Origin of the sequence: Geoglobus acetivorans (genome assembly GCF_039641995.1) — an archaeon.
Classification (GTDB): Archaea; Halobacteriota; Archaeoglobi; order Archaeoglobales; family Archaeoglobaceae; genus Geoglobus; species Geoglobus acetivorans.
In genome coordinates, this window is the sequence record NZ_CP087714.1 from 569,781 (window position 1) to 591,514 (window position 21,734).

Annotated in this window: 20 protein-coding genes and 1 tRNA gene; 5 read left to right on the plus strand and 16 right to left on the minus strand. The window is 47.7% G+C overall.

Annotated features, from left to right (window positions below; all coding sequences use genetic code 11):
• Nucleotides 1-37 precede the first annotated feature (37 nt).
• From LPQ35_RS03335 to LPQ35_RS03405, 15 genes are all read right to left on the minus strand, one after another.
• Complete coding sequence (locus LPQ35_RS03335) at nt 38-1,102, minus strand: signal peptidase I (RefSeq protein ID WP_193805948.1); 1,065 nt, start codon at nt 1,100-1,102, stop codon at nt 38-40.
• The gene (locus tag LPQ35_RS03340; protein WP_193805946.1) at nt 1,099-2,133 is read right to left on the minus strand and encodes a hypothetical protein; all 1,035 of its coding nucleotides are present in this window, start codon (nt 2,131-2,133) and stop codon (nt 1,099-1,101) included. The genes LPQ35_RS03335 and LPQ35_RS03340 overlap by 4 nt, the downstream gene beginning before the upstream one ends.
• Before the next feature lie 44 nt (nt 2,134-2,177).
• On the minus strand, nt 2,178-3,746 hold the full coding sequence (locus LPQ35_RS03345; protein ID WP_193805943.1) for a DUF1102 domain-containing protein: 1,569 nt from the start codon (nt 3,744-3,746) through the stop codon (nt 2,178-2,180).
• Nucleotides 3,733-4,233, minus strand: a complete 501-nt coding sequence (locus LPQ35_RS03350) for a DUF1102 domain-containing protein (RefSeq protein WP_193805941.1) — start codon at nt 4,231-4,233, stop codon at nt 3,733-3,735. The genes LPQ35_RS03345 and LPQ35_RS03350 overlap by 14 nt, the downstream gene beginning before the upstream one ends.
• A 23-nt stretch (nt 4,234-4,256) precedes the next feature.
• The gene (locus LPQ35_RS03355) at nt 4,257-4,799 is read right to left on the minus strand and encodes a DUF1102 domain-containing protein (RefSeq protein ID WP_193805939.1); all 543 of its coding nucleotides are present in this window, start codon (nt 4,797-4,799) and stop codon (nt 4,257-4,259) included.
• A 14-nt stretch (nt 4,800-4,813) separates the two neighbouring features.
• Nucleotides 4,814-5,329, minus strand: coding sequence for a DUF1102 domain-containing protein (locus tag LPQ35_RS03360; protein WP_193805937.1), 516 nt, complete (start codon nt 5,327-5,329; stop codon nt 4,814-4,816).
• A 127-nt stretch (nt 5,330-5,456) separates the two neighbouring features.
• Nucleotides 5,457-5,900: a DUF7344 domain-containing protein gene (locus LPQ35_RS03365; RefSeq protein ID WP_193805935.1), complete on the minus strand. Its 444-nt coding sequence runs from the start codon at nt 5,898-5,900 to the stop codon at nt 5,457-5,459.
• Between the two features lie 116 nt (nt 5,901-6,016).
• Nucleotides 6,017-7,141 carry a hypothetical protein gene (locus tag LPQ35_RS03370; RefSeq protein WP_193805932.1) on the minus strand — a complete coding sequence of 375 codons (1,125 nt, stop codon included), beginning with the start codon at nt 7,139-7,141 and terminating at the stop codon, nt 6,017-6,019.
• A gap of 151 nt (nt 7,142-7,292) precedes the next feature.
• Nucleotides 7,293-8,510: a hypothetical protein gene (locus LPQ35_RS03375; RefSeq protein WP_193805930.1), complete on the minus strand. Its 1,218-nt coding sequence runs from the start codon at nt 8,508-8,510 to the stop codon at nt 7,293-7,295.
• Nucleotides 8,511-8,689: 179 nt separating this feature from the next.
• Entirely contained in the window at nt 8,690-9,445 is a 756-nt protein-coding gene (locus tag LPQ35_RS03380) for a helix-turn-helix domain-containing protein (protein WP_193805928.1), read from the minus strand.
• Nucleotides 9,446-9,458: 13 nt separating this feature from the next.
• The gene (locus LPQ35_RS03385) at nt 9,459-10,277 is read right to left on the minus strand and encodes a universal stress protein (protein ID WP_193805925.1); all 819 of its coding nucleotides are present in this window, start codon (nt 10,275-10,277) and stop codon (nt 9,459-9,461) included.
• Between the two features lie 18 nt (nt 10,278-10,295).
• The gene (locus LPQ35_RS03390; protein ID WP_193805923.1) at nt 10,296-11,297 is read right to left on the minus strand and encodes a putative sulfate exporter family transporter; all 1,002 of its coding nucleotides are present in this window, start codon (nt 11,295-11,297) and stop codon (nt 10,296-10,298) included.
• A 170-nt stretch (nt 11,298-11,467) separates the two neighbouring features.
• Nucleotides 11,468-12,571 carry an LLM class flavin-dependent oxidoreductase gene (locus tag LPQ35_RS03395; protein ID WP_193805921.1) on the minus strand — a complete coding sequence of 368 codons (1,104 nt, stop codon included), beginning with the start codon at nt 12,569-12,571 and terminating at the stop codon, nt 11,468-11,470.
• Between the two features lie 103 nt (nt 12,572-12,674).
• The gene (locus LPQ35_RS03400) at nt 12,675-13,424 is read right to left on the minus strand and encodes an N-acyl homoserine lactonase family protein (RefSeq protein ID WP_346297684.1); all 750 of its coding nucleotides are present in this window, start codon (nt 13,422-13,424) and stop codon (nt 12,675-12,677) included.
• Nucleotides 13,425-13,465: 41 nt separating this feature from the next.
• Nucleotides 13,466-15,121: a long-chain-fatty-acid--CoA ligase gene (locus tag LPQ35_RS03405; protein WP_193805917.1), complete on the minus strand. Its 1,656-nt coding sequence runs from the start codon at nt 15,119-15,121 to the stop codon at nt 13,466-13,468.
• 229 nt (nt 15,122-15,350) lie between these two features.
• On the opposite strand from LPQ35_RS03405, the gene LPQ35_RS03410 reads away from it, so the two are divergent.
• The 5 genes from LPQ35_RS03410 (at nt 15,351) to LPQ35_RS03430 (ending at nt 21,336) form a co-directional block, all read left to right on the plus strand.
• The gene (locus LPQ35_RS03410) at nt 15,351-15,839 is read left to right on the plus strand and encodes a winged helix-turn-helix transcriptional regulator (RefSeq protein ID WP_048092382.1); all 489 of its coding nucleotides are present in this window, start codon (nt 15,351-15,353) and stop codon (nt 15,837-15,839) included.
• 197 nt (nt 15,840-16,036) lie between these two features.
• A complete protein-coding gene (locus tag LPQ35_RS03415; protein WP_203218930.1) occupies nt 16,037-17,827 on the plus strand; it encodes an AMP-binding protein in 1,791 nt (596 codons plus the stop codon).
• 18 nt (nt 17,828-17,845) lie between these two features.
• On the plus strand, nt 17,846-18,652 hold the full coding sequence (locus LPQ35_RS03420) for an enoyl-CoA hydratase-related protein (RefSeq protein WP_193805915.1): 807 nt from the start codon (nt 17,846-17,848) through the stop codon (nt 18,650-18,652).
• A gap of 203 nt (nt 18,653-18,855) precedes the next feature.
• The gene (locus LPQ35_RS03425) at nt 18,856-20,283 is read left to right on the plus strand and encodes a 4-hydroxyphenylacetate 3-hydroxylase N-terminal domain-containing protein (protein ID WP_193805913.1); all 1,428 of its coding nucleotides are present in this window, start codon (nt 18,856-18,858) and stop codon (nt 20,281-20,283) included.
• Between the two features lie 9 nt (nt 20,284-20,292).
• A complete protein-coding gene (locus LPQ35_RS03430; protein WP_193805911.1) occupies nt 20,293-21,336 on the plus strand; it encodes a 4Fe-4S dicluster domain-containing protein in 1,044 nt (347 codons plus the stop codon).
• 160 nt (nt 21,337-21,496) lie between these two features.
• Here the strand turns inward: LPQ35_RS03430 and LPQ35_RS03435 are convergent.
• Nucleotides 21,497-21,580 (minus strand) — tRNA-Leu (locus tag LPQ35_RS03435).
• Nucleotides 21,581-21,734: the final 154 nt, after the last annotated feature.

Genomic DNA, 21,734 nt, shown 5'->3' on the forward strand with positions numbered 1-21,734 from the left:
ATGGTGAATAAACTGAATTACTGAACAAAATTCAGTTTCACTTCAACTGGAAGTTTCTCATTTTTCGTTTGAAGAGTCCTGGCTGCATCCTTATCCTGTAGTACTTTTTCTCTCCACTGAACATGTGGATAATCGTCAGAACAGCGAGTATTTCGAGGTCAATCATGAGTACGGGGATATATTCGTTTATTGAGAACAGTCTGTAGGCTATCTCAGGGGGCAGCAATGGAAAATACTTTGCAACAAGTATTTTTTCCTCATACAGTCTTGTCTCTATTGGGGCCTTTATGGTTACTGTGAGGGTTTTTGACTCTCCTGGCCACAGAACAAAATATTCATCTATGGCGGAATTTCCACCACCCTTTACAGCATAGATCATTGGATAGTGCAGGTTGTTGGAGACCGTCAGATTCCTCTGGAACACCTGTCCGGGAAGCACCCATTCCTCCCTCAAACCACCTGCTGAGGTTACACCGTACTGTATCTTCTCATTTCCAATCCATATCGTTCCAGAGAATGTTGTGAGGAGCAGAAGGCTGAATGTTAGGATTAGAAAAACCTGATCTGAATGGAGTCTGAGTGATTTCCTCGATCTTCTCTTTTTTCTGCGCTTCTTGTCACCCCCCAGCATGATTTCGGCCAAGCCTGCCAGGAAGAACACCGCCACCATCAGCGTTTTGTGGTTCCATGCGAATTCGGAAACTTCGCTTACGTAATTCCCAACCTGCGGAATCTTAACAGGTCTGTCGAGGAATGTTATCACCTTACCTGCTATAAACTCTCTTTTTACGAGATCCTTTCCGCTCTGCTGATCGGTGGCGATATTGTTGTCTCCTTTGGTTATATATCCTCCCGAAATTTCTGAAAAAATTCTGTGACAGACCCATTCTCCATTTGAGTAAAATACGATTATGTCGCCTTTTTCAAGGCTGAAAAATACGGGAGTCATGAAAATCAGGTCCCCCTTGCTCAGTGTCGGCTCCATGCTGTTTGAGGTTATATACGACACGAAAACCGGTCTGTTCATGAGAGCCCCGAGAACTGTAGAAAATGAGAAAACCAGGATTGAAATGCTTATTATGAGCGCAAGCCCTCTCCTCATGAATGACGCCCTCGGCCATGCTTTTTGCTCCTATCGCTCCCATTACTGTCTCCGCTGCTTGTGTCACAGCAGCTATTTGAATCACAGCCTTCATCACTGCAGTTGCTGGAATCACTGCAACAGTCGTCACCGCTGCATCCATTGTCGCTACTGCATCCCTCCTCACAGCATCCGTCTGAATCACAGCAGCATTTCTCATCTGAGTAAACATCGATACAGATGGGGTTGCTCTTTACATCGTATCCAACGACTTCTGCACCATCATTCAGACAGTATGTTCCCGGAGATGTGAACTCCTGTTTGCACGCTGGGTTTTGCTTGGTCGTAACGTTTACGTCGAGCCACTCCACATCCCCGTTTTCCAGGTGTACATACCACATGATGGTGGAAGAGCCGGAATTGCCCATGCCATTGCCCAGTATTTCATATCTGCCAGATGATGGATTGATTTCAAGAATCTCGAGTTCTGCAGGTATTACATCTTTTATAACGAAGTCATCAGAATATCCTGGATTTTTCACCAGGATTCTGAAGGTCCAGTATTCCTTTTCTCCAACCTTTACGGACTCCTTTCCACTCATAAGGTGCTTTTCGATCTCGATTCTCGGACTGGAGATGTTGATTGTGCATGCATAAAGCTCTGCGGATCCATTCGCCCAGTCTGCAGATACTCTTGCTGTTATCGAATAAAACCCGGGCATCCCATAAAATGTTGCTGTAACTTCCACACTCCCGTTTGGCGGGAGGAAAAACTCACTTTCGTGATCGATACTTAACGAATCAGTATACACATAAAAAGTGGCCTCCTCTCCAAGCCTGTTTGTAATATTCAGGAGTGTGAACGTATCGCCAGATATCAGATAAAGGATTTTATTTTCGGGACACAGGCATGAAATCAGGGATTCATTCAGCTCAGTAACATTTGCAGAAAAGTTTCTTTCAGCACCGAATTCCTTAAAATGGCTGGATGACCCGACAAGAAGCCCGAAACTGAGAGTCAGGAGTATCAGCAGGTTAATGTATGTTTTCATCTTATTCACCCTTCAAAAAAATATGGAAATGCATTTTGATCGCCTCATGACACCAGAATGTCTATGGTATCTATCACGATGTCGTCTGCAAGCAGTTCTATTGTTATCGTTTGAGGAGCATGCGGCTCCGGTGGAGTTATCTGAATTGAAAACGTAACCTGGCTGCCCCACGCCACATTCGTGTACTTGTCAGGAGTCCATGTAACAATCCATCCCGGTGGAGCGCTGGCCCTCAGGGTCAGGTTCCCGATTGGCTGTTCCGCAACCTCTTTTATCTTGTTTTCAATGATTGTTGGTAAAGCGCTCAAATCTCCCTGCAGCTCGGCATAGGCGCCGTCGGTCATGTCTGCCATGTACATGAAGTTTGTTCTTGCATCATCGCTGAACTCGTCGTCTCTGCCTGCGTAGATTGATATTATCGTCAATCCGAAGTCATTAGCAGAGTTGACGGTGTTCACGTAGTCAACATCATCTGAAGTGTTCATGAGCCAGTCGTCCCCGGGGTCTCCACCATAGTTGTTTTCGAAAACACTCAGGCCGTTTGGCATGTTGTGGGGCGGAGCGTCTCCGAGTATGACCAGTATTTTCCTTGCGTCATCTCTCCAGCTCATCTCACTCATCGCCTTGTGGATCGCATAAGCGTACGGCTCAGGCTCGTCGAGCCCATTTTTGATTTCAAGGTCGTTAATCGCACCTGCTGCAGCGTTTATGTCGTAGGTCAGATCTGAATCCATTCTCCACGGATAGTCTCCGGGAGCTCCGTAATTTTTACCGTATGGCCATCCATAGCCGTAGTTTTCGGAGTAGAGGTACAGTCTTGGATAATCTGCGAGGCTCGCAACACCGAATCGTGAATCCTGAATCAGAAGTCGTATGTCACTCATCAGGTCTATCGCACTGACCTTTGCCTGATTCAGCTCTTCCAGCATGCTGCCCGTTACGTCGAACATGAACACTATGTCGCCCTTGGGAGCTCTCTCCGGAAGTTCAACCCTCCATTCAAAGTTTTGCGGTACCGGTGTCGGAGTGGGTGTTGGAGTCTCTTCCGGTGTTGGTGATGGGGACGGCGTTGGGGTTGGCACAACACCGTTGCACGGCTCTGCATGAATTCTGAGTCTTCCATCTATACTTCCAAGCTCTTTAGACTCTATAAGGAGACCGATCTCCTTCCTCTCTCCGGGAAGTATCTGCAAAACGGTTTTCTGGGATGCGTTTAGATAGTCCTCAAGATATGTTTTGATCTCTTCAGGTTCTGAGGTTACGGTTACGTTTATGCAGACACCGTCCCACAGGTTGTTTGAAATTTCAAAGACCCTGTCGAATGCGTATTTGCTATCCGGACTGAGGCCCTCTCCCTTTCCTTCATCCCACTCTGGGTTGTTTGTGCTGAAGTCTATGTACAGCTTTCCATCCTGCCCGATATATGCATAGGGCTGGAGGGGTTTGAGGTCTATCAGTTCCTGATCGTCAGATACAACAGCGATGCTGTAGTTTCTCGTTGCAGTATATTCTGTGAATGTTGCCGTTATACCAATAACGTATGCTGATGCTATGAGGAGCATTACCAGCAGTCCTGTAAATGTCCAAATCCTTTTTGGATTAGATTGTGGCATTGAGGGACACCCCCACCATCTGTCCGTTCCTCATATCGAATACAAAACCGACACAGGTTTCTTCCATCCATCCAAGCTGGAATATCAGGTGTTGCGTGGCAGTCTCGGGAGAATACGCTGTTGCAGATGTCGGCGCGTACATCATCACGCTGGGAGATGATGAATTCACGACGAATGTAACTGTCTGGTTCTCCCACAGTGTGTTCTTCACGTAGAACATGCAATCAAATGCGTACAGCGTGTCGGGACTCAAACCGGCTCCGTATCCCGGATACTTGGGATGGGACGGTGAGATATCTATGTACAGCTTTCCATCCTGCCCGATGTATGCATAGGGCTGGTTGGGGACAAGTCTGAGCAGTTCCTGGTCATCCGCAACAACCTGAACACGAAAACCCCTGTTTGCAGTGTAGTCCTTGAAATGGCTGCTGACCCCAGTTATCAATAAAAATGAAATTATTAGGACCGCTGTTATCGCTGCTTTCATTGAAAACACCTCAAAAAATTAAGTTATTCCTGGTAAGGGTATGCATGCATAGTCATTTCTCCGGTGTAATCGCCCGTCTTTATGCCGGTGGTATCTATGACGAACCCTATGCACGCCTTATCTCCATTCTCGATCACAACGTGGAGGTTGGTTGTTGCGTTGGCAGGATCGGTGTTGCCCTCGTCACTTTTATCCGAGTATATCTTCACGATTCCCTGTAGTTCGCTGGACAGATCGATGTCCATCCCTATTGTCATATTTTCTTCCCAGAGATCGTTTGAGACGCAGAAGACATCGTCGAACACGTATTTCGAGTCAGGGCTTACACCCTTTCCGTATCCCGGGTAATTCTCGTTCTCTGCGTCAAACCTGACTATGAGTTCTCCATTGTCACTGTCAATGAATGCGTATGGCTGGTTCGGTGTCAGATCGATAAGTTCCTGGTCATCTGTTACGATAGCTATTGTGAAATTCCTTTCCGCATGGTACATTCTGAAGTCGGCGCTAAGCCCTGAAACAAGTGCTATGGCGATGGAAAACATCACCAGGTATATTATTTTGTTCATAGGTCAGCACCCCATTACTCGGCAGGTTCAGCATGTATTGTTAGCTGTCCCTCTATGCTATCTCCGGGTGATTTCCCGTCTCCATCAAAGCTCATTCCAACGCAGACTTCCTCTCCCTGTGGAACGTTGAAGTTGATAGATGTGCTTGCTTCGTCTGGGTCATTCGTGTACAGCTTGACCAGATCGTTGTTGGATGTGATCGTCACGTTTATCGTTACGTTCTCCTCCCACAGGTGGTTTGAAACGTTGAACATGCAGTCAAACGAGTACTTTGCATCCGGGCTAATTCCAAGACCACCGCCGTCAGGATAGTTGTCGTTGTTTTCGCTTATGTCGATGTACAGTTTTCCGTCATCTCCTATGTATGCATACGGCTGCCCGGGATCCAGATCAATTAATTCCTGATCGTCAGCCACGACCGCAACATGCACGCTTCTGTCGGCGTCATAGCTGGCAAAATCTGCCCCAATCCCTAAGGCAAACACAAGTGCTCCAATCAGGAGCACGACTCCCACAAGCCTTTCGAACATTTTGCTTCACCTCGACCATTTTGTTAGAATTAATTGTGATGAACAATTACTTAGTTAATTCCTGAATTCTCCTCCCTTTTTTCCGGTTAATTCGACGATAATCGCCGATTAAGTTTCTGAACTGTGATTAGAAAACCTTTCTGACCTTCATTGTCTGAAGTAAAGAGCTCGTTACCAGTGCTATGGATATGACAATTGCAAGAGTATCCATAACCAGCAGGCTTCCTGCAGCAGATATGCTGCCGAGAACCAGGTAATACTTGCTCCAGCTTATATCTCCACCCTCGACAAATTCTATATACATCTTCACATCGTTGAGGTATCTCTCTTCGAGATGCAGCATGTTGCTCGATCTGTCGTAATATACTATTCTGGCTCTTTCGAGCTTGGGTATGTGGGTTTGCTTCAGGCTGATATAGACGCTTTTTCTGTTTCTCTTTTGAGGATCGCCCTCTTTTTCGCAGATGTATGTGATGACGTCCTCAAGGGTTGCCCGACCGTTGTTGTGCAGGAGATACCTCAGGAGGAGTTTCCTCCTTTCATTGGATATGATCGAAGTAAGACTGTTCATTGTCCCCACCAGAATAGGATATAGTATTTATCATATTTAATACTATTTTATTGTTACTTAACTATGTTCAGTAACAAAAAATTAACAAAAATAAAAAATTTTAATGGCTTATAATATCATGTCGGCGGCAAAACCTGAACCGGGTCGCTAACGGGGTCCATTGGCTTGCAAGGCACTATGACTGCCTGGTATTCGAGCAGTATGTATCCTGTATACTCGGTTGCTGGAGCACCGTTGGGCAGGTGCAGGCTGAAGTCTATCTTGGTGGTGTTGCACGGCCACAGCAGGTTGCTGAACCTGGTCCACTCCCATGATGGCAGCATCAGGTCTTCATCAAGGAATCTCATGTCGAAAACGTTTTCAAACTTCTTCGGTGGGTCTGTGCTGCTTGTTGCATCGGATGCGTATGCGGATACTGCTATCGGGGTGTTACCAATGTTTCTGATTGTTGGCCTGTCTGATGTGTTCATGTCATAGTCACCGCTGACCTGCGCTCTGTAACCCACTTTCACGTTCGTGAAGTGGACTGAGTCGAAGTCCGTCTCGTAGGCAAGCATTGGTCTAACCTCGAAGTAGTTGGTGAACTTCTCTGAAGTAGCACCGTTGTTATCTGTTGCCCATGCCTTGACCATGTACCATCCGTAAGCCTGGTGGTAGTCAATGAAAAGCTCTGCAGCATATATTCTCGCTTCATTCTGGTGGAGCTCCTCCCACAGCTCGTCTGCCTCTGCAGAAGTGAAGTAACCGGCAGCAACACCAAGCTGCAGCAAATCTTCAACAGAATATCCATTGAACACCGGAGCACTCAGATCCGGGATTCCAAGCTGGTCTCTAACGAGTTCGATCTCTTTTGCATGGACCTGGTATTTGAAGCTGCCATCTCCATATCCACATGTCGGGTGGTACACATCCACATACACGTTTCCATTCGATATGTCTTCTATGCCGTTGGGGTCAGATACTATTACGAACGAATAGAATGTGGCGCCGTCTCCCGGAACGATGTCTCCCTGGGTGCCAAGCCTTACTGGATCGGCATCAGTGAGTATAAACTCATCATCTGTGTTTGGATCAACCCAGAGTTCCCACTTTGCCTTAATCCATGGCGGGGATCCAAGGGGGTCTGTCTCCACTGTAACGCTTATCCTCTCCTGGCTGGAATATCCATCTATGGCGTTTGCTGTTCCAATGCCAATCAGGCTCACTGCCAGCACTGCAAGCAACAAAATACTTTTTTTCATGTTTTTTCACCTCCTTTTCACATATTTGTAATGATAATTCATCATACTTAGTTAATTACCGAATAAAATCTGCAAAAATGGAGTTATTGGCGGATTAAGGGATATAATCCACCGGTTAATGAAGATAAATTGGTGATTGACTGTGGACAACTCATCGTTTCCTTCTCCCTGACAGCGATTTGATTGCCAAAATCACGATCCCTGTGACCAGAATTGCTGAGTAGATCTCAAATCCCGGGATTTTGCTATTGTTACTGTTTTCTCTGCTGCTGTTTGATGATTCCTGCTTTTTAATTGCTTCGCTTGTTACCTCAACAGCAATATCGCTCAGCTTTGCTATTTTACCACCGTACGCCAGCACCGGTTTGAGGGTATAGTTGCCCGGGTCGCCCATCTTCAGGTATGCGGTCAGGATCCCTGTCTGACCCTTTTCGAGCCACAGTGGATCGCTTTCTGAGAGATCTACGAACTCCGAGCCTCTATATATCTCGATCCTCATCCGTACCTCTGTATCTATTTGCCCCGTGTTTTTCACTCCCAGTTCAACTTTCGACACTTTTCCTGGCTCAATTATTTTTTCGACAGAGATGTTGAGGATCTCCATTCTTGCCGTAAGTGTTCCTTTTTCAAAAACATTGAACTTGAGCTCTTCTGTAAGAATTTCTTTCCCATCCATCAGCAATCTAAGTCTGCCAGTGTATGTTCCTTCATCTGCCCTCGAAGTGTCCCAGCTAATTTTCGCAGCTTTTATTTCCTGGGGTTTTATTTTCACAGCCGTCTGGTTCCTCCATACCTCAACGCCATCTGGATTGAAGACTGTTATCTCGACAGTAGGGTCAGCAACGACGTTTCCGTTATTGAGTAGGTCCACCTCCATTCTCGCAGGGATTCCGACTTCAGTATCATCTATTGTGAAGAGCATCAGCTTTACTGATTTTTTCTGTTCTCCCGTGACTGTGAATACCAGATTGAGGGGAGCCTTCATTCCAACACCCACTTTACCGCCTTCAGAAGAGGAGACAAAGAACACGGGGATTTTGTAATTTCCGTTGGCAGCATCTTCGGGTATTTTCAATCTCACAATTATCTCGAAATAACCATTGGCTGGGACCTCAATCTCATCAATCACGCCCCCCGTAGTATTCAGAACCTCCACCCATTCTGAGAACTCACCCGTTTCTATTTTGAACTGGGCAGGGCTATCCTGTGTGTTGTATATTCTCGCCCTGCCCTCCACAACCTGCCCCCTCAGAAGGTCTTTAAAGTCGATGAATGACGGAGAGATTCCGATACTTATCGCTTCTACACCATAAACAAGTGCCAGCACCAGTACTGCTGAAAACAAGATTTTTACGTATGTTTTTCCCATACAATCACCCCTTAAGGATAAATATAGAATTGAGACGGTTTATATTTGAAAATGTAAGAAATTTTATTACTGAATTTAGTTTAGTTATGGCTCATTTCTTGCCGCTGCAATCTCTCCGTCCCGGGAACAATACAGGCTTTTCCATAATGGCGCCGGAAAATTTGAGTTCGTTGGATGATTCATCCGGTATGCTCCCAGAGCAGGTTGAAGAGGTGGACGTGAGGATGAATTATGCCCTCGTTCTCAGTGTAAAGTCCGTGGGGAACGCCTCCATCATCAAAATACACCATCAGAAGTTTAGAGTCATCCACTATAAGCGTGTAGTTGCTGTATGATTCGATTTCCCTGATTTCTCCGCCAAGAGCAAGAATCTCCTCCCTGCAAACCCGTTCGAACGTTCCGAGTGCGTAGAGTTTCACACCCTCCGGGAGATACCTCTTCAGTATTTCCCGGCACTTCAGTGTGAACAGGGGCCTTTCGCCCACAAGCTTGACGCATTTTTCTGCACTCTGGATCATTTCGAGTATTCTGGCGACAATGGCTTCTTCCCCCTCAACGACCCACACGTGGGAGCCGCCTGAATCGCTCTGAACCTTTGGGGCAAGCTCTTCAATTTCGCTGATTCTATCCCTCAGCTCCTCCATTCTGGCGCTGAACTCTGCACTGAGCTGTCTGATACGGTTAACGAGTGCCCTGCGAACGCTGAGTGGTGCATACTTTTTGGGATTTGTGTGCCTGACCTGTATGAACCCCTTTCGTTCAAGTGATGAAAGCGTGTCATAAATGCGCTGCTGGGGAATTGCGGACAGCTTTGCCACCGTCCCGGCGCTCGCCTCACCAACTGAAAGAAGCACATAGTATGCTTTCGCCTCGTATGTCGTGAGTCCGTAATCTCTAAGTGCGTTAACGAAAGCCTCGTCAATTGTTATCTCCATCTCGAATCATTTTTCACTGTGTGGATGTATTTAGCCTTTTGCCTCTGACAATCAGTGTGCTCGATTTTGAAAATCTCGCAACCCGCTCGGCAACACTTCCGAGAAGAAGATGATCTATTCCACTCCTTCCGTGAGAACCGAGAACAACCAAGTCATATCCTGCAGAGATTTCTGTGATTACAGAGACGGGGTGCCCCTTCACTGAAATACACTCAGCGGAATCTCCCAGGATTTTTCTGGCCATGCTTAGGGCATGATCTCTGCGCTGCTGCAGCTCCTCGAAGAAGAGCTGGGACGATACCGGATCGGAGGTGTCCATTACGTGGACAGCGCTCACCTCGAGGGACATCTTCTTCATGATATGCTGTATCAGTTCTATTGCCAGCCGGGAATGCTCTGAACCATCTGTGGCAATCAGAACCCTCTTAGGGATTTCTGATGATCTGGCCACAAGCACGGAAGTCCCTGCATGGCGAACGATTTTCTCGGAAACGCTCCCGATGAAAACTCTTTCAAGGCCGGAGCGGTTATGAGACCCGGTTACTATCAGGTCTGCATCGACTTCTCCTGCACACTCTACGATCTCGCTTGCGGGATGCCCCTCTCTGATGACTGAACGCACATCCGGAAACAGCTCTACCACCCTTTCAATCGCTTCATGCGCCTCATCTCTTTTTAGCTGTTCGCAGATAACTGAAACTGCGTGCAGCTCTCCTCCGAGAGCTCTTGCGAGATTCACCGCAAGGTGGACAGCTTTTTCAGAGGCGTGTGAACCATCAGTCGCCACGAGAATTCTGGGTTTTTCTCCACCGCAAATCTGACCTGTCTCCATAACTCTCACCCGGTCTTTTCAGTACAGCAGTGTGGCCATCGCGTAGGAAAGGCCGGCTATGAACATCCAGGCCGCCAGTCCGACATAGAACGGCAGCATACCCACATCTTTCAGGTCTTTAAAGCTCGTGTTCAGCCCCATTGCAGCCATCGCCACTGCCAGCAGGACGTCGTCGATTCTGACCAGCATTTTCGAGATACCTCCCGGTATTATGCCGATGGAGTTTATGAATATCATGGCCACAAATCCAAGCACGAAGTACGGGATGGGAACTGAACGGAAGCTCACACTCTCCACCTCTCTTCTCACAAACAGTATTCCGAGAATCATCGCCACCGGAGCAAGCAGAACAACTCTTGAGAGCTTTATGACTGTTGCCACATTACCGCTTGCGTCACTAACAGCATATCCGGCAGCCACAACCTGCGCAACTTCATGGATGCTTGCCCCCGCCCATACCCCGTAAAGCAGGTTTGAGAGGCCCAGTATTTTGGCCATCACAGGATAGGTGAACATGGCCACCGTACCGAAAAGTGTGACCGTGGCGATTGCGAAGGCAATATTGCGATCCCTGGCGTTTATGACCCCGCCAACCGCTATAACTGCAGACGCTCCGCAAATGCTTACCCCAGTACCGATTAGCGCTGCAAGCTCCTCTGAAACTCCTGCCCTCCTTCCAAGCCAGATGGAGAACATTAATGTCAGCGCAACGCTTGCAATGACCACGATCAGACCCCTGCCACCTATGTGGGCTATTTCGGAGATGCTGAGCTTCAGCCCGAGCAGTATTATTGCCAGCCTCAGTACTCTTTTCAGGGAGAACTCCGCACCTGCCCTGAATATCTCCGGAAGGCCTGTAACGTTTCTGAACACCATGCCAATTACTATGGCAAGAATGAGCGGTGAGATTGCCACATACTTGTTCACCACTCCTGCGAGAAGTATTGCCATTGCAGCGAGTGCACCCGAGTAAGCAAGCCCCGGTGCAATCCTTATTGTCAAGTCCCTGACCTCACCCATTATATCACCATTTAGCACCACTTTTTAATGGTGTTCACCACCTGAAAATGGTGCAATTTTTAAAGATTGTGGAGGTTCGGAAGGTTAGAAAGGGCATTGAAAAATAAAAACTTGAAATAAATTTTGAAAAAATCCTGAGACCTGAGGTTTCTCCGAACAACTGCGGTTATTCAGTTCTTGCTCTCAAAGTGTTCTATAACCTCGTCTATGAGAGCATAGGAACTTTTCACCTTGCTGACGTCTCCAAAGTAGGTCAGATTCCACACAACCACGTGTTCCACTCCGAGTTTCCTGTATTCATCAAAGGTCTGGATTATCTCTTCTGGCGTACCGCAGATGAACGCTGCTCTGGCAACTTCGTCCGGAATCCTGCTGACCGCCTCAAGGATATCGTCTCTGGTGAATTTTGTCGGGATGTAGTCCAGCAGGCCATAGTATTTTCCGAGTGGATGCCTGAGGCCCATTCTCTCATAAACCTCGTGGTGCAGCAGAAGTGCATGGATTCTGAGTATGGGAGTTTTGAGGAGCTTTTCAACCTCTTTTGGATCTTCATCTATGACGATGCTTGCGAACAGAGCCCTGGTAATCTCATCAGGCTCTCTGCCTGCGTTTTTAGCATATTTTTCAAGTTTCTCAGCTCTTTCTGCGTAGTCTTTGGGGGTGGTTGAGACCGGCAGCCACCCATCTGCATGCTCGGCTGTGAGCTTGAGCATCCTGTCTCCATGAGCTCCAACCCATATGGGCATCTTGCCGACAGGCTTGAGGTCGAACACCGCATCCTCGAGCCTGAAGAACCTTCCTTCAAAATTGATCTTCTCCCCATAATCGCTTTCCAGCATTATTTTCATCAGCTTTAACGCCTCTTCGAGCCTTGCAGCAGGTTTTTCAAACTCAATGCCGTACGGTACGATGTTCTCGGCCTCTCCAGCCCCTATTCCCAGAATAAACCGTCCGTTGGTGGCGTGGTTTGCGGTGACTGCCTGCTGGAGAAGAACGGCAGGATGTCTGCGAAACACCTCGGTAACGCTGACACCAAACTGCATTTTTTCTGCTGATGATGCTGCATAGCATATCTCGCAGAACGGGTCGAAGAACATGTGACAGGATGGGTACTTCATTGCGAATGGCGTCTCCTTCCACAGCTCGTGCGGATACCAGCCCATAAGGTGGTCTGCAAACCATAGCGAAGAATATCCCTTCCCCTCAAGTCTATTGACGGTTTTTCTTGCCTCCTCTATCGGAGGAAATGTTGGTGCTACTGTTCCGAACTCCATTCTATCACCTCATGACACGTTCAGGATTCTGCAGAATATCATTTTAAATCGTATGCTTATTGAGACCAAACCTTTAAAAAATATAAAATTAATCTCTCCATTTTCACGGAAAGCTCATTCCTGCCAGAGAAGGCTCATGTCCTGGCAGAATGTTTTTCCTTCTTGTGATAGACAGAGCCTTGTAGCAGCTATCGTACCACTCGCTCAGATCAACATGCAGACCGACCGGAGCGAAAGGAAGCGGTACAGGCCCAATCTGAATCTTGCCCCCTGATGCATCGTCTATTTCGACCGTCTCTTTCGGTGGATTCAGGTTCAGGTATGTGTATAAGTGGTCTCCCGCGACAAGATACATTCCCTTTTCCGTCTCAACAGCGACTCCCTGAAGACCCTTTGTGTGGCCCGGAAGTGAGACGAGCTCGATTCCGTCAGCAATCCTCTTATCTCCATCAACCAGGCAGAGGTCCATATCCTCAAGAGGCTGGAAAAGCTGCTGGTCATAGGTCAGTCTGTAGTGCAGCGGTGGATTGAATGCGCTCTCCCATTCTCTTTTCTGGACATAAATTCTGGCGTTGTGGAATAGCTGGGCGTTTGCCACGTGGTCGAAGTGCAAGTGCGTGAGGATCAGAACGTCTATTTCCTCCGGCGTAACATTCACCTGGCTGAGTGCTTCTCTGAGGCCTTTTTCTCCTCCACCCGATACCGGAAAACCGTGAACCATTCCGTTTACAGGTTCCTCGATTCCTGCATCTATGAGAATCTTCTTTTCTCCGTCCAGATACCACACATACACAGGCCCGTTGATGAACTTCGTCATGTCTCCGAGCATCTGAATTACTCCCAACGGGGCCATAATCTCGGCCTGTTTTAATGGCTTAATCACATACATTTCATTCACTCTCCTTTCTGCTTTTCTCTTTCCTGGAGAACTCTCCAGAGAATCTTACCTGCCCCGCTCTTCGGAAGCTCCTTGACAAACTCAACTATGCGGGGGTACTTGTAGGCGGCCATTTGCTCCTTTGCCCATTTTATTATTTCCTGCTCGCTAACTCTGCCTTCATACTCGGGCTTCAGAACAACAAACGCCTTCACTTCCTCGACAACCCTGCTGTCAGGAACTCCTATGACGCAGACTTCCTTTATCGCAGGGTGCCTGTACATCACGCTTTCAACCTCTGCTGGCCACACCTTGAATCCCGCTCTGTTGATCATCCTCTTGATTCTGTCAACGATGAAGAAGTAGCCATCTTCGTCCATGTATGCTATGTCGCCCGTTCTGAAGTATTTTTTGCCTCCGATCTCAATGAATGCCTTTTCGGTCTCTTCAGGCTTGTTCCAGTATCCTTTGAAGACTTCCGGCCCTCTTATTACAAGCTCCCCCACTTCCTTTGGGGGCAGAACCTCGCCAGTTTCTGCGTCTATTATCAGGGCATCAACGCCGAAGTCCGGAATTCCGAGACACTGGAGTTTGGGGTTGCCGGGCGGATTCATGTGTGTCTGGGAAATTGTTTCGGTCAGACCGTATCCTTCCACGTATTTCAGCCCGGTTAACTGAAGTAGCTTTTCAGCAACGGCTTCAGGCATTGGGGCGCCTCCACCACCCACTGCCAGAAGAGAACTCAAATCCCGCTTTGAAATGTCCGGATCTGAAAGCAGATCGACAACCATCGTGGTTATGTTCATCCAGTGTGTGCAGCGGTACTTCTCGATGGCCTGAATTGCGGTGTTTCTGTCCCATCTTGACAGCAGCACTATTGTCGCTCCGGCGTAAATTGGGGCGAGCATGGAGTGAATCATACCCGTAACGTGGAAGTAGGGAAGGGTGGCGAGAGAAATCGATGCGGGTGTCATGTTCCACCAGTGAACCGAGCTTAGCGTGTTGGCGATTGCCGTGGAATGTGTGTGCATGCAGCCTTTTGGCATCCCGGTTGTGCCTGCGGTGTATGGTATCAGGGCGAGGTCATCACCGCCAACCTCAACCTCTGGAGGGTTTCTTTCTTTCAGTGCTTCGTTCCATTCTGTTGCGCTCCCCGTGTCGAACTCGGTTCGGGCAAATTCCGGAACGGGCAGCTCTGGTTCATCGGGCAGGTAGTCAGAATGGTGACCGCAGATTACATCTATGCCAAGTTTTTCTGCGATTGGGGCAATCCTCTGATAAAGCTCTGATGTGGTTGCTACCATTTTACAGCCCGAGTCCGATAGAATGTACTCCAGCTCTCTTTCGACAAGCATCGGGTTCACGGGAACAACAGCTGCGTTTCCTCTGAGAATTCCGAAATATGCGATCACGTAGTGGGGCGAGTTCTGCATGTACACCGCCACTCTGTCTCCTTTCTGAATCCCCTTCGACGCAAGATGGGTGCTGAACCTCTCCACCGCATCCCACAGCTCTGAATAGCTTATCCGTTTTCCATAGAAGATTATGGCATCCTTGTCAGGGTATCTCCTTGCAGAGGTTTCAAGAAACTCAAAGAGGGGCACTTCTGGATAAACCAGCTCTCTTGTCAGCATTTCTGGCCATGATTTCAGCCAGGGTTTTTCACCATCCATATCGTTAAATCATGATTATTTCATATTTAACGATTTCGATTTGGAGTTATGTTATCATAATACGAAATATTACACCTTAGAATAATAATATGATGCGATTCTATCTGTCAAAAGACAATCATTCACTCTCTAAAGCGGTGTATGGGCATATACTGTGATTATTTTGTCCAAAGGTTCGTCAGAAGCCGTAACCGAAAATTAGATAAACTTCTGAAGGTTTTTTCACATTATGCGAAAGAATGGTCTTGATGAGATTGACAAGAAGATTGTGGAGTACATTCTTAAAGGAAAAACACAGAGCGATATTGCTAAAATGCTCGGCATAACTCTGAGGACCGTGCAGAACAGGATGAAGGCATTAGAGGATGAGGGTTATCTGATCAAGCTTAAAGAGGGATACTGGATTGCGGATTACCAGAAACTCGGGCTGAGTTTGCTGGATGTAACCTTTCTGGATCTGGCCATGGACTCCAAGGATAAAATTGACGTGCTGATCGAGCATTTAAAGAAGCTCGATTTTGTGGAGAATGTGTTTGAGATCATGGGATCTGCATACGATCTGGGCTTTATCGTCAGATACAAGGATATTGAGGAATACAGAGAGCAGAAAAGGATTTTCCTGAAATGGCTCCGGAAAAACGGAATCAACATAAATCACATTCAGACGTTCATAGCATCCAAAACTCACAAGGATCACAGAAGGACAATCATCGTCTGATTTATATTTTTCTGCAAATAATTTATTCTGCAGATTGTACATGCGCCTGTTTTTTTACAGCACATCCACTCATTTTTCCGTTTCTCCCAGATGGTGTCATTATGTTCATATAATACACCAATAATTAAATTTAATTTCGTAAAATGAGTAATAAAATCCGAAATGTTTAAGTATGATCAACCATCTGACAATCTGTTATGAAAGAAAATGAATATTTCGAATTGCTGAGGGAAAAATGGAGCAAAATCTGGCCACACCCGTCGCTGCCTGAGGAGCCAGTATACCCGCTTGGAAAAGTACCCATACACGAATATCTGGAGATATATGCTGAGAAGGTGCCGTCAAAAGACTATCTGATTTACTACGGCCGGAGAATATCGTATGGGGAGATGGATGATCTGAGCAGCAGATTTGCCAGTTACCTCGTTGAAAACGGTTTTGAGAAGGGAGACAGAGTGGCTCTCATCCTTCCCAACATGCCGCAGTTTTACATCGGGTATTTTGGCACACTTAAGGCCGGCGGAATCTGTGTCCTCCTGAACCCGATGCTCAGGGAAATAGAGCTGGAGTACTTTTTCCAGGAGTCCGGACCGAAATTTATACTGACTCTCGATGTGATTTATCCGGTGGTTGAGAGTGCAGCCAGAAAAGTATCCGGTGATATTGACATTATAGCTGCATCTTTCAGGGAGTTCCTTCCGGAGAATCCCGAAATACCCATCCACCCGTCTATGGAATCACCAGAAAAACTGGAGGGTGTCCTGTACATCTCGGATGTTCTGGAAAACGTAACTGCGAACAGGCCAGGGGTAAAGGTTACACTCGATGATTATGCGACCATGAACTTCACCGGAGGTACAACCGGACTGCCAAAGGGGGTTTACCACAGACACCACAACGTTCTGTACACTGCTGCCAGCATATACACGTATTTCAATGCCCACCTGCTTGTCGAGCAATACGCTAATCAGCAAGTTGATTTTGAAAAATTCGTATCCGATTTATCGAAAACCGAAGTTTCACTGGCTGCAATGCCTGTCTTCTGGATTGCGGGAAACGATATGGGTGTTGTGAGTCCAACCCTCGCCGGTTCCACAGTTGTGCTGCTCACCCGATGGGATGTTGAGGCAGCGCTGGAAGCAATTCAGAAATACGGGGTTACCACAACATTCGCCCCCTTTGATCTCTACTGGGAGATTCTGAGCCATCCGGATGTTGAAAAATACGATCTGACCTCTCTGAGAAACTGCACCGGATCGAGCTTCATCAAAGGGCTGACGAAGGAACTCAGGGAAAAATGGAAGAAGCTGACGGGAGCGATACTGAGGGAGGCTGCTTACGGTCTTACAGAGACGCACACCTTTGACACCGTTACTGCCGGGTTCCATGTAAACGATCTGGACATAGAAAGGGCGGAGAAGTACAGTGGAACCTTCTGCGGCATACCTGTTCCCGGCACACTGATAAAGATCGTTGATGAGCAGGGAAATATCGTTCCTCTGGGCAAGGAGGGTGAACTTGCTATCAAATCTCCCTCCATGGTGGACGGCTATATCGGAAGACCTGAAGAAACTGCGAAGGCGTTCAGGGATGGCTGGCTGTTCACGGGAGATGTGGCGATGTATGATGAGGATGGACTGCTGTATTATCTTTCCCGCAAGAAGTACATGCTTAAAGTTTCCGGAATAAGCGTTTACCCAACCCAGATAGAGTTCATAATGCTCCGCCACCCTGCAATCGAGCTTGTGGGAGTTGTAGGCGTGGATGATGCTGAGAAGGGGCAGGTGCCTGTAGCGTTTGTCAAGCTGAAGAAAGAGTACGCTGGAAAGGTGAGTGAGGAGGACATTCTGAAATGGTGCAGGGATAACATGGCGCCGTACAATGTTCCAAAGACAGTAATTATCCGTGAAGAGCTTCCTCTCACGGCAACGGGCAAGGTAATCAGGGAAGAGCTGATTAAGGAGTCTGAACGGCTCAATCTGAACTGATCCGATGGGGTTGTGAAAATGGAATGCGTTAGGGTTGAAACTCTTGATAGCGGGATAGCGAAAGTTTACCTCAACAGGCCCCAGGTAATGAACGCGATAAACGCCAGCCTGAGGCACGAGCTTGAGGAGGTGCTGAAGGAACTTGCAGAGGATGATGGCATCAGGGTGGTCATAATAACCGGTGCGGAAGCCCAGGGGAAAAGAAAGGCTTTCTCGTCAGGCGATGATTTGAGGGAGCTGGAGTTTGACATCAATAGCCCAGATGTCCTGTCAGAGTATTACAAAAGCGTGGATAACGTCATGAGGCTGTTCAATTTCATTGATGACTATCCCAAGCCCGTAATAGCCATGGTCAATGGAATATGCATGGGAGGAGGACTGGAGCTGGCGCTGTGCTGTGATTTTATATTTGCATCCGAGAGTGCGGTATTCGCATTCCCTGAGGCAGGCATAGGGTTCATACCTGGATGGGGAGGCACTCAGAGGCTTTCAAAGCGGATAGGCGAATCAAAAGCGAAGATGCTGATCTACACTAGCGATATCTTGGACGGAAAGAGGGCAGCAGAGCTTGGTCTGGTTGATTTCCTGACCACTGATAGCGAACTGGAGCAAAAGACCGTCGAATTTGCCATGAAGATTGCGGAAAAAAGCCCGCTGGTAATAAAAATGGCGAAAATTGCGATAGAGCGGGGGATGGAATCAAGTCTGAGGTCAGGGCTGTATTATGAGGTGCTGTCCCTCATGGTGTCCCTGAAGACTGAGGATCTCAGGGAGGGATTCTCTGCATTTCTTGAGAGGAGAAAGCCTGAGTTCATGGGCAGGTAATGCTTTCCTGAGAAATTGCCCTTTTTAATTTTATTTAGTTTTGCCGCTAAAACCCTGAATCAGAGGTGTCCTGTGCCGGGTTTATTTTTGGTTCGTAGCCTGGTGAATATGTTGGTAAGTTATTTCATATTTGACGATTTAATAACCTGATTTTTTTGATAGAATACGAAAAAATTAAATAAAATGATTAGTCAGTTTAGATTATGAGGACAGTCGAGGAATACCGGAATGACCTGTACAGCATGAAGCCCAACGTGTATATTGCGGGAAAAAAGGTGAAAAGAGATGACCCCAGGCTTCGAGGCGGGTTATATGTCATGTCGAAAACATTCGAACTTGCAAACCATCCGGATTATAGGGATCTCCTGACAACACGATCACATCTGACCGGGAAGAAGATTAACAGGTTCACACATGTCAATCAATCTGCTGAAGATCTGCTTGCAAAGCAGGAGATGACGAGAAAGCTCTGCCATCTTGTGGGGGGATGCATTCAGCGCTGTATGGGCTGCGATGCGATAAATGCTCTGTCAATCGCAACCCATGCTGCGGACATGGAGCACGGTACTGATTACAGCCAGAGATTTGCTGACTATCTGAAGGAATTTCAGAGCAGGGACCTGACAGCTGCCTGCGCCCAGACTGATGTAAAGGGTGACAGAAGCAAAAGACCTCACGAGCAGGAAGACCCTGACATGTATCTCAGGGTTGTAGAGCAGAGAAGCGATGGTATTGTTGTCAGAGGAGCGAAAAACTGCATCACGATGTCTGCAGTTGCTGATGAGATAATTGTTGTGCCTACGAGAGCCATGACTCCTGCCGACAAGGATTACAGCGTTGCGTTTGCCGTTCCCGCAGATGCAGAGGGTGTGAAAATAATCTCAAGAACGTCCTCTCTGAGGGCTCCGGAAGAGATGGACATGCCTCAGGCAAACGTCGGGGATGATGAGGGTTTTGTAATCTTTGACGACGTCTTCGTCCCGTGGGACAGGGTTTTTCTGTGCGGTGAGAATAAATACGCTACACTCTCAGCACACCTTTTCGCATTGTTCCACCGACACAGCTACACGGGCTGCAAGCCGGCCACCACGGACATCGTGATGGGCTTTGGGGCTTTGATAGCCGAATACAGCAACATTTACGACAAACACAACATCCGGGAAAAACTCGTGGAGCTTGCATCGGTTGCTGAGCTTGTTTATGCTGCGGGAATTGCCTCTGCCATAAACGGGACAAAGACACCTGCCGGGACGTTTCTTCCGAACGAAATCTATGCCAACGTTGGCAGAAGATATGCCGGGCTGAACTACTACCACGAACTGGAGATTCTCGCTGAGCTGTCAGGTGGTCTGCCTGCGGCGCTGCCCTTTGCGGAGGACTTCCTGAATCCAGAAACCAGACCGTTCATAGAGAAGTACATTAAAAGGCGGTCAGACGTTCCTGCAGAAAACGTTTACAGGTGTCTCTTTGGAATCTCTAACATACTGTGCTCGTCTTTTGGCGGTGTTCAGGCCGTTGCCGGAGTGCATGGAGGCGGTTCTCCGGTCATGGAGGACATTGCAATCTGGAGAAGCTACAACTTTGAAGAGAAGAAGGAAATAGCCAAGTATCTGACGGGAATAAAGGAGTGAGGTGGAATTGTGAGCCATGAAATCTTGATGAAGAGGCTGGGCTTTCCGGATTCCCGGTTGCTCAGGGGCATTCTCGAATATCTCATGACTGAGGAAGAAGCTAGGGTTGCTGCTGCTCTGCCCGGAAGTGTTGATGAGGTTGCCGAAAGGCTGGGAATGGATGCTGAAAGGGTAAGAGACATACTTGACGGTCTTTTCCACAAAGGAGTAGCCATTCCAAGGGATTTCAGGAAGAAGGACCATTACAAATTCGTGAGGGACATCATACAGCTTCACGATGCAACCATGGCTTCACGGCACATGAACGATCCGGAATTTGCCAGGCTCTGGAAGGAGTTCGGTGACAGGGAGATGAACCCTGCAGTTGGCAGAATGCTCACCGACATGGGTTTGAAGTTCTGGAGGGTTGTGCCGGCTTATGAGGCAGTAAAGGATCTGCCGGATGTGCTACCCTACGAGAACATCAGGGAGATGATAGAGGCACAGGAAAAGATTGCCGTTGTTCCATGCTCCTGCAGGAATGTTACAAGGCTTGCATCTGACGGATGCAGCTTTACGGATGAATTCAGCACGTGGCACTGCATTCAGTTTGGGAGAGGTGCAGAATACGCCATTGCCAGAGGATCGGGCAGAGAAATCTCTGTCGAAGAGGCTCTTCAGATTATTGCCGAGGCTGAAAGGGATGGGCTCATCCACACGTGGGCCAACACCTCGAAAATTGTAGACCCCGTTGTAACTGTGAACTGCAACTGCTGCGGGGACTGCTGTGAGTTTTTCCTCTCGTCAAGGGCCGCAAACGTACCTCTCGGCGTGCAGCTTGAAAAAAGCAGGTATGAGGCTTACGTTGACGACGAGGCATGCACCGGATGCCAGACCTGCGTGAAGAGGTGCCACTTCAATGCGGTGGAAATGTTTTCGCCTGATGGCAGCAGGAAGCTGAAAGCCAGAGTCATTGCAGAGAAATGCTTTGGGTGCGGTGTCTGTGTGGTTGGGTGCAGGCAGAAGGCGATAAGGCTCAAGGCTGTCAGACCGCCCGAGTTCATACCGGACTAATCTTTTTTTATTACCACTGGCATGGCTCTTACAGTATCCGCACGACGTCTAAGCATCCACGATCAAAACCCCATTTTTTGACAATCAAATCTTTGCGCTTTGTAAATGCTGCATTCGTGTATCTGCTGATATTGTCATTGAAACCTTAAAAACAGGGGTATGCGGGGGGAGGGATTTGAACCCTCGGACCCCTCCGGGACCAGACCCTGAATCTGGCGCCTTTTCCTGGCTCGGCAACCCCCGCGCCGGTTGGAGTATCTGTGAGTTCGAACAGAATATAAAAATTCTGGTATCTGGCTCGACTGATTTTGGACTATCGTAATTTAAGATTTTTCACACTCCATCAATTCCGACCTGTGGGCAGGATGCGATGGAAAAAATTTAAAAGATATTGCCAT

What these genes read in the sequence shown, in the direction of transcription:
- LPQ35_RS03360 (WP_193805937.1), bottom strand. Translation starts at nt 5,329, where the DNA reads ATGTTCGAAAGGCTTGTGGGAGTCGTGCTCCTGATTGGAGCACTTGTG.
- LPQ35_RS03410 (WP_048092382.1), top strand. Translation starts at nt 15,351, where the DNA reads ATGCGAAAGAATGGTCTTGATGAGATTGACAAGAAGATTGTGGAGTAC.
- LPQ35_RS03345 (WP_193805943.1), bottom strand. Translation starts at nt 3,746, where the DNA reads ATGCCACAATCTAATCCAAAAAGGATTTGGACATTTACAGGACTGCTG.
- LPQ35_RS03355 (WP_193805939.1), bottom strand. Translation starts at nt 4,799, where the DNA reads ATGAACAAAATAATATACCTGGTGATGTTTTCCATCGCCATAGCACTT.
- LPQ35_RS03420 (WP_193805915.1), top strand. Translation starts at nt 17,846, where the DNA reads ATGGAATGCGTTAGGGTTGAAACTCTTGATAGCGGGATAGCGAAAGTT.
- LPQ35_RS03385 (WP_193805925.1), bottom strand. Translation starts at nt 10,277, where the DNA reads ATGGAGACAGGTCAGATTTGCGGTGGAGAAAAACCCAGAATTCTCGTG.
- LPQ35_RS03380 (WP_193805928.1), bottom strand. Translation starts at nt 9,445, where the DNA reads ATGGAGATAACAATTGACGAGGCTTTCGTTAACGCACTTAGAGATTAC.
- LPQ35_RS03365 (WP_193805935.1), bottom strand. Translation starts at nt 5,900, where the DNA reads ATGAACAGTCTTACTTCGATCATATCCAATGAAAGGAGGAAACTCCTC.
- LPQ35_RS03425 (WP_193805913.1), top strand. Translation starts at nt 18,856, where the DNA reads ATGAGGACAGTCGAGGAATACCGGAATGACCTGTACAGCATGAAGCCC.
- LPQ35_RS03375 (WP_193805930.1), bottom strand. Translation starts at nt 8,510, where the DNA reads ATGGGAAAAACATACGTAAAAATCTTGTTTTCAGCAGTACTGGTGCTG.
- LPQ35_RS03405 (WP_193805917.1), bottom strand. Translation starts at nt 15,121, where the DNA reads ATGGATGGTGAAAAACCCTGGCTGAAATCATGGCCAGAAATGCTGACA.
- LPQ35_RS03370 (WP_193805932.1), bottom strand. Translation starts at nt 7,141, where the DNA reads ATGAAAAAAAGTATTTTGTTGCTTGCAGTGCTGGCAGTGAGCCTGATT.
- LPQ35_RS03400 (WP_346297684.1), bottom strand. Translation starts at nt 13,424, where the DNA reads ATGGCCCCGTTGGGAGTAATTCAGATGCTCGGAGACATGACGAAGTTC.
- LPQ35_RS03415 (WP_203218930.1), top strand. Translation starts at nt 16,037, where the DNA reads ATGAAAGAAAATGAATATTTCGAATTGCTGAGGGAAAAATGGAGCAAA.
- LPQ35_RS03390 (WP_193805923.1), bottom strand. Translation starts at nt 11,297, where the DNA reads ATGGGTGAGGTCAGGGACTTGACAATAAGGATTGCACCGGGGCTTGCT.
- LPQ35_RS03350 (WP_193805941.1), bottom strand. Translation starts at nt 4,233, where the DNA reads ATGAAAGCAGCGATAACAGCGGTCCTAATAATTTCATTTTTATTGATA.
- LPQ35_RS03335 (WP_193805948.1), bottom strand. Translation starts at nt 1,102, where the DNA reads ATGAGGAGAGGGCTTGCGCTCATAATAAGCATTTCAATCCTGGTTTTC.
- LPQ35_RS03395 (WP_193805921.1), bottom strand. Translation starts at nt 12,571, where the DNA reads ATGGAGTTCGGAACAGTAGCACCAACATTTCCTCCGATAGAGGAGGCA.
- LPQ35_RS03340 (WP_193805946.1), bottom strand. Translation starts at nt 2,133, where the DNA reads ATGAAAACATACATTAACCTGCTGATACTCCTGACTCTCAGTTTCGGG.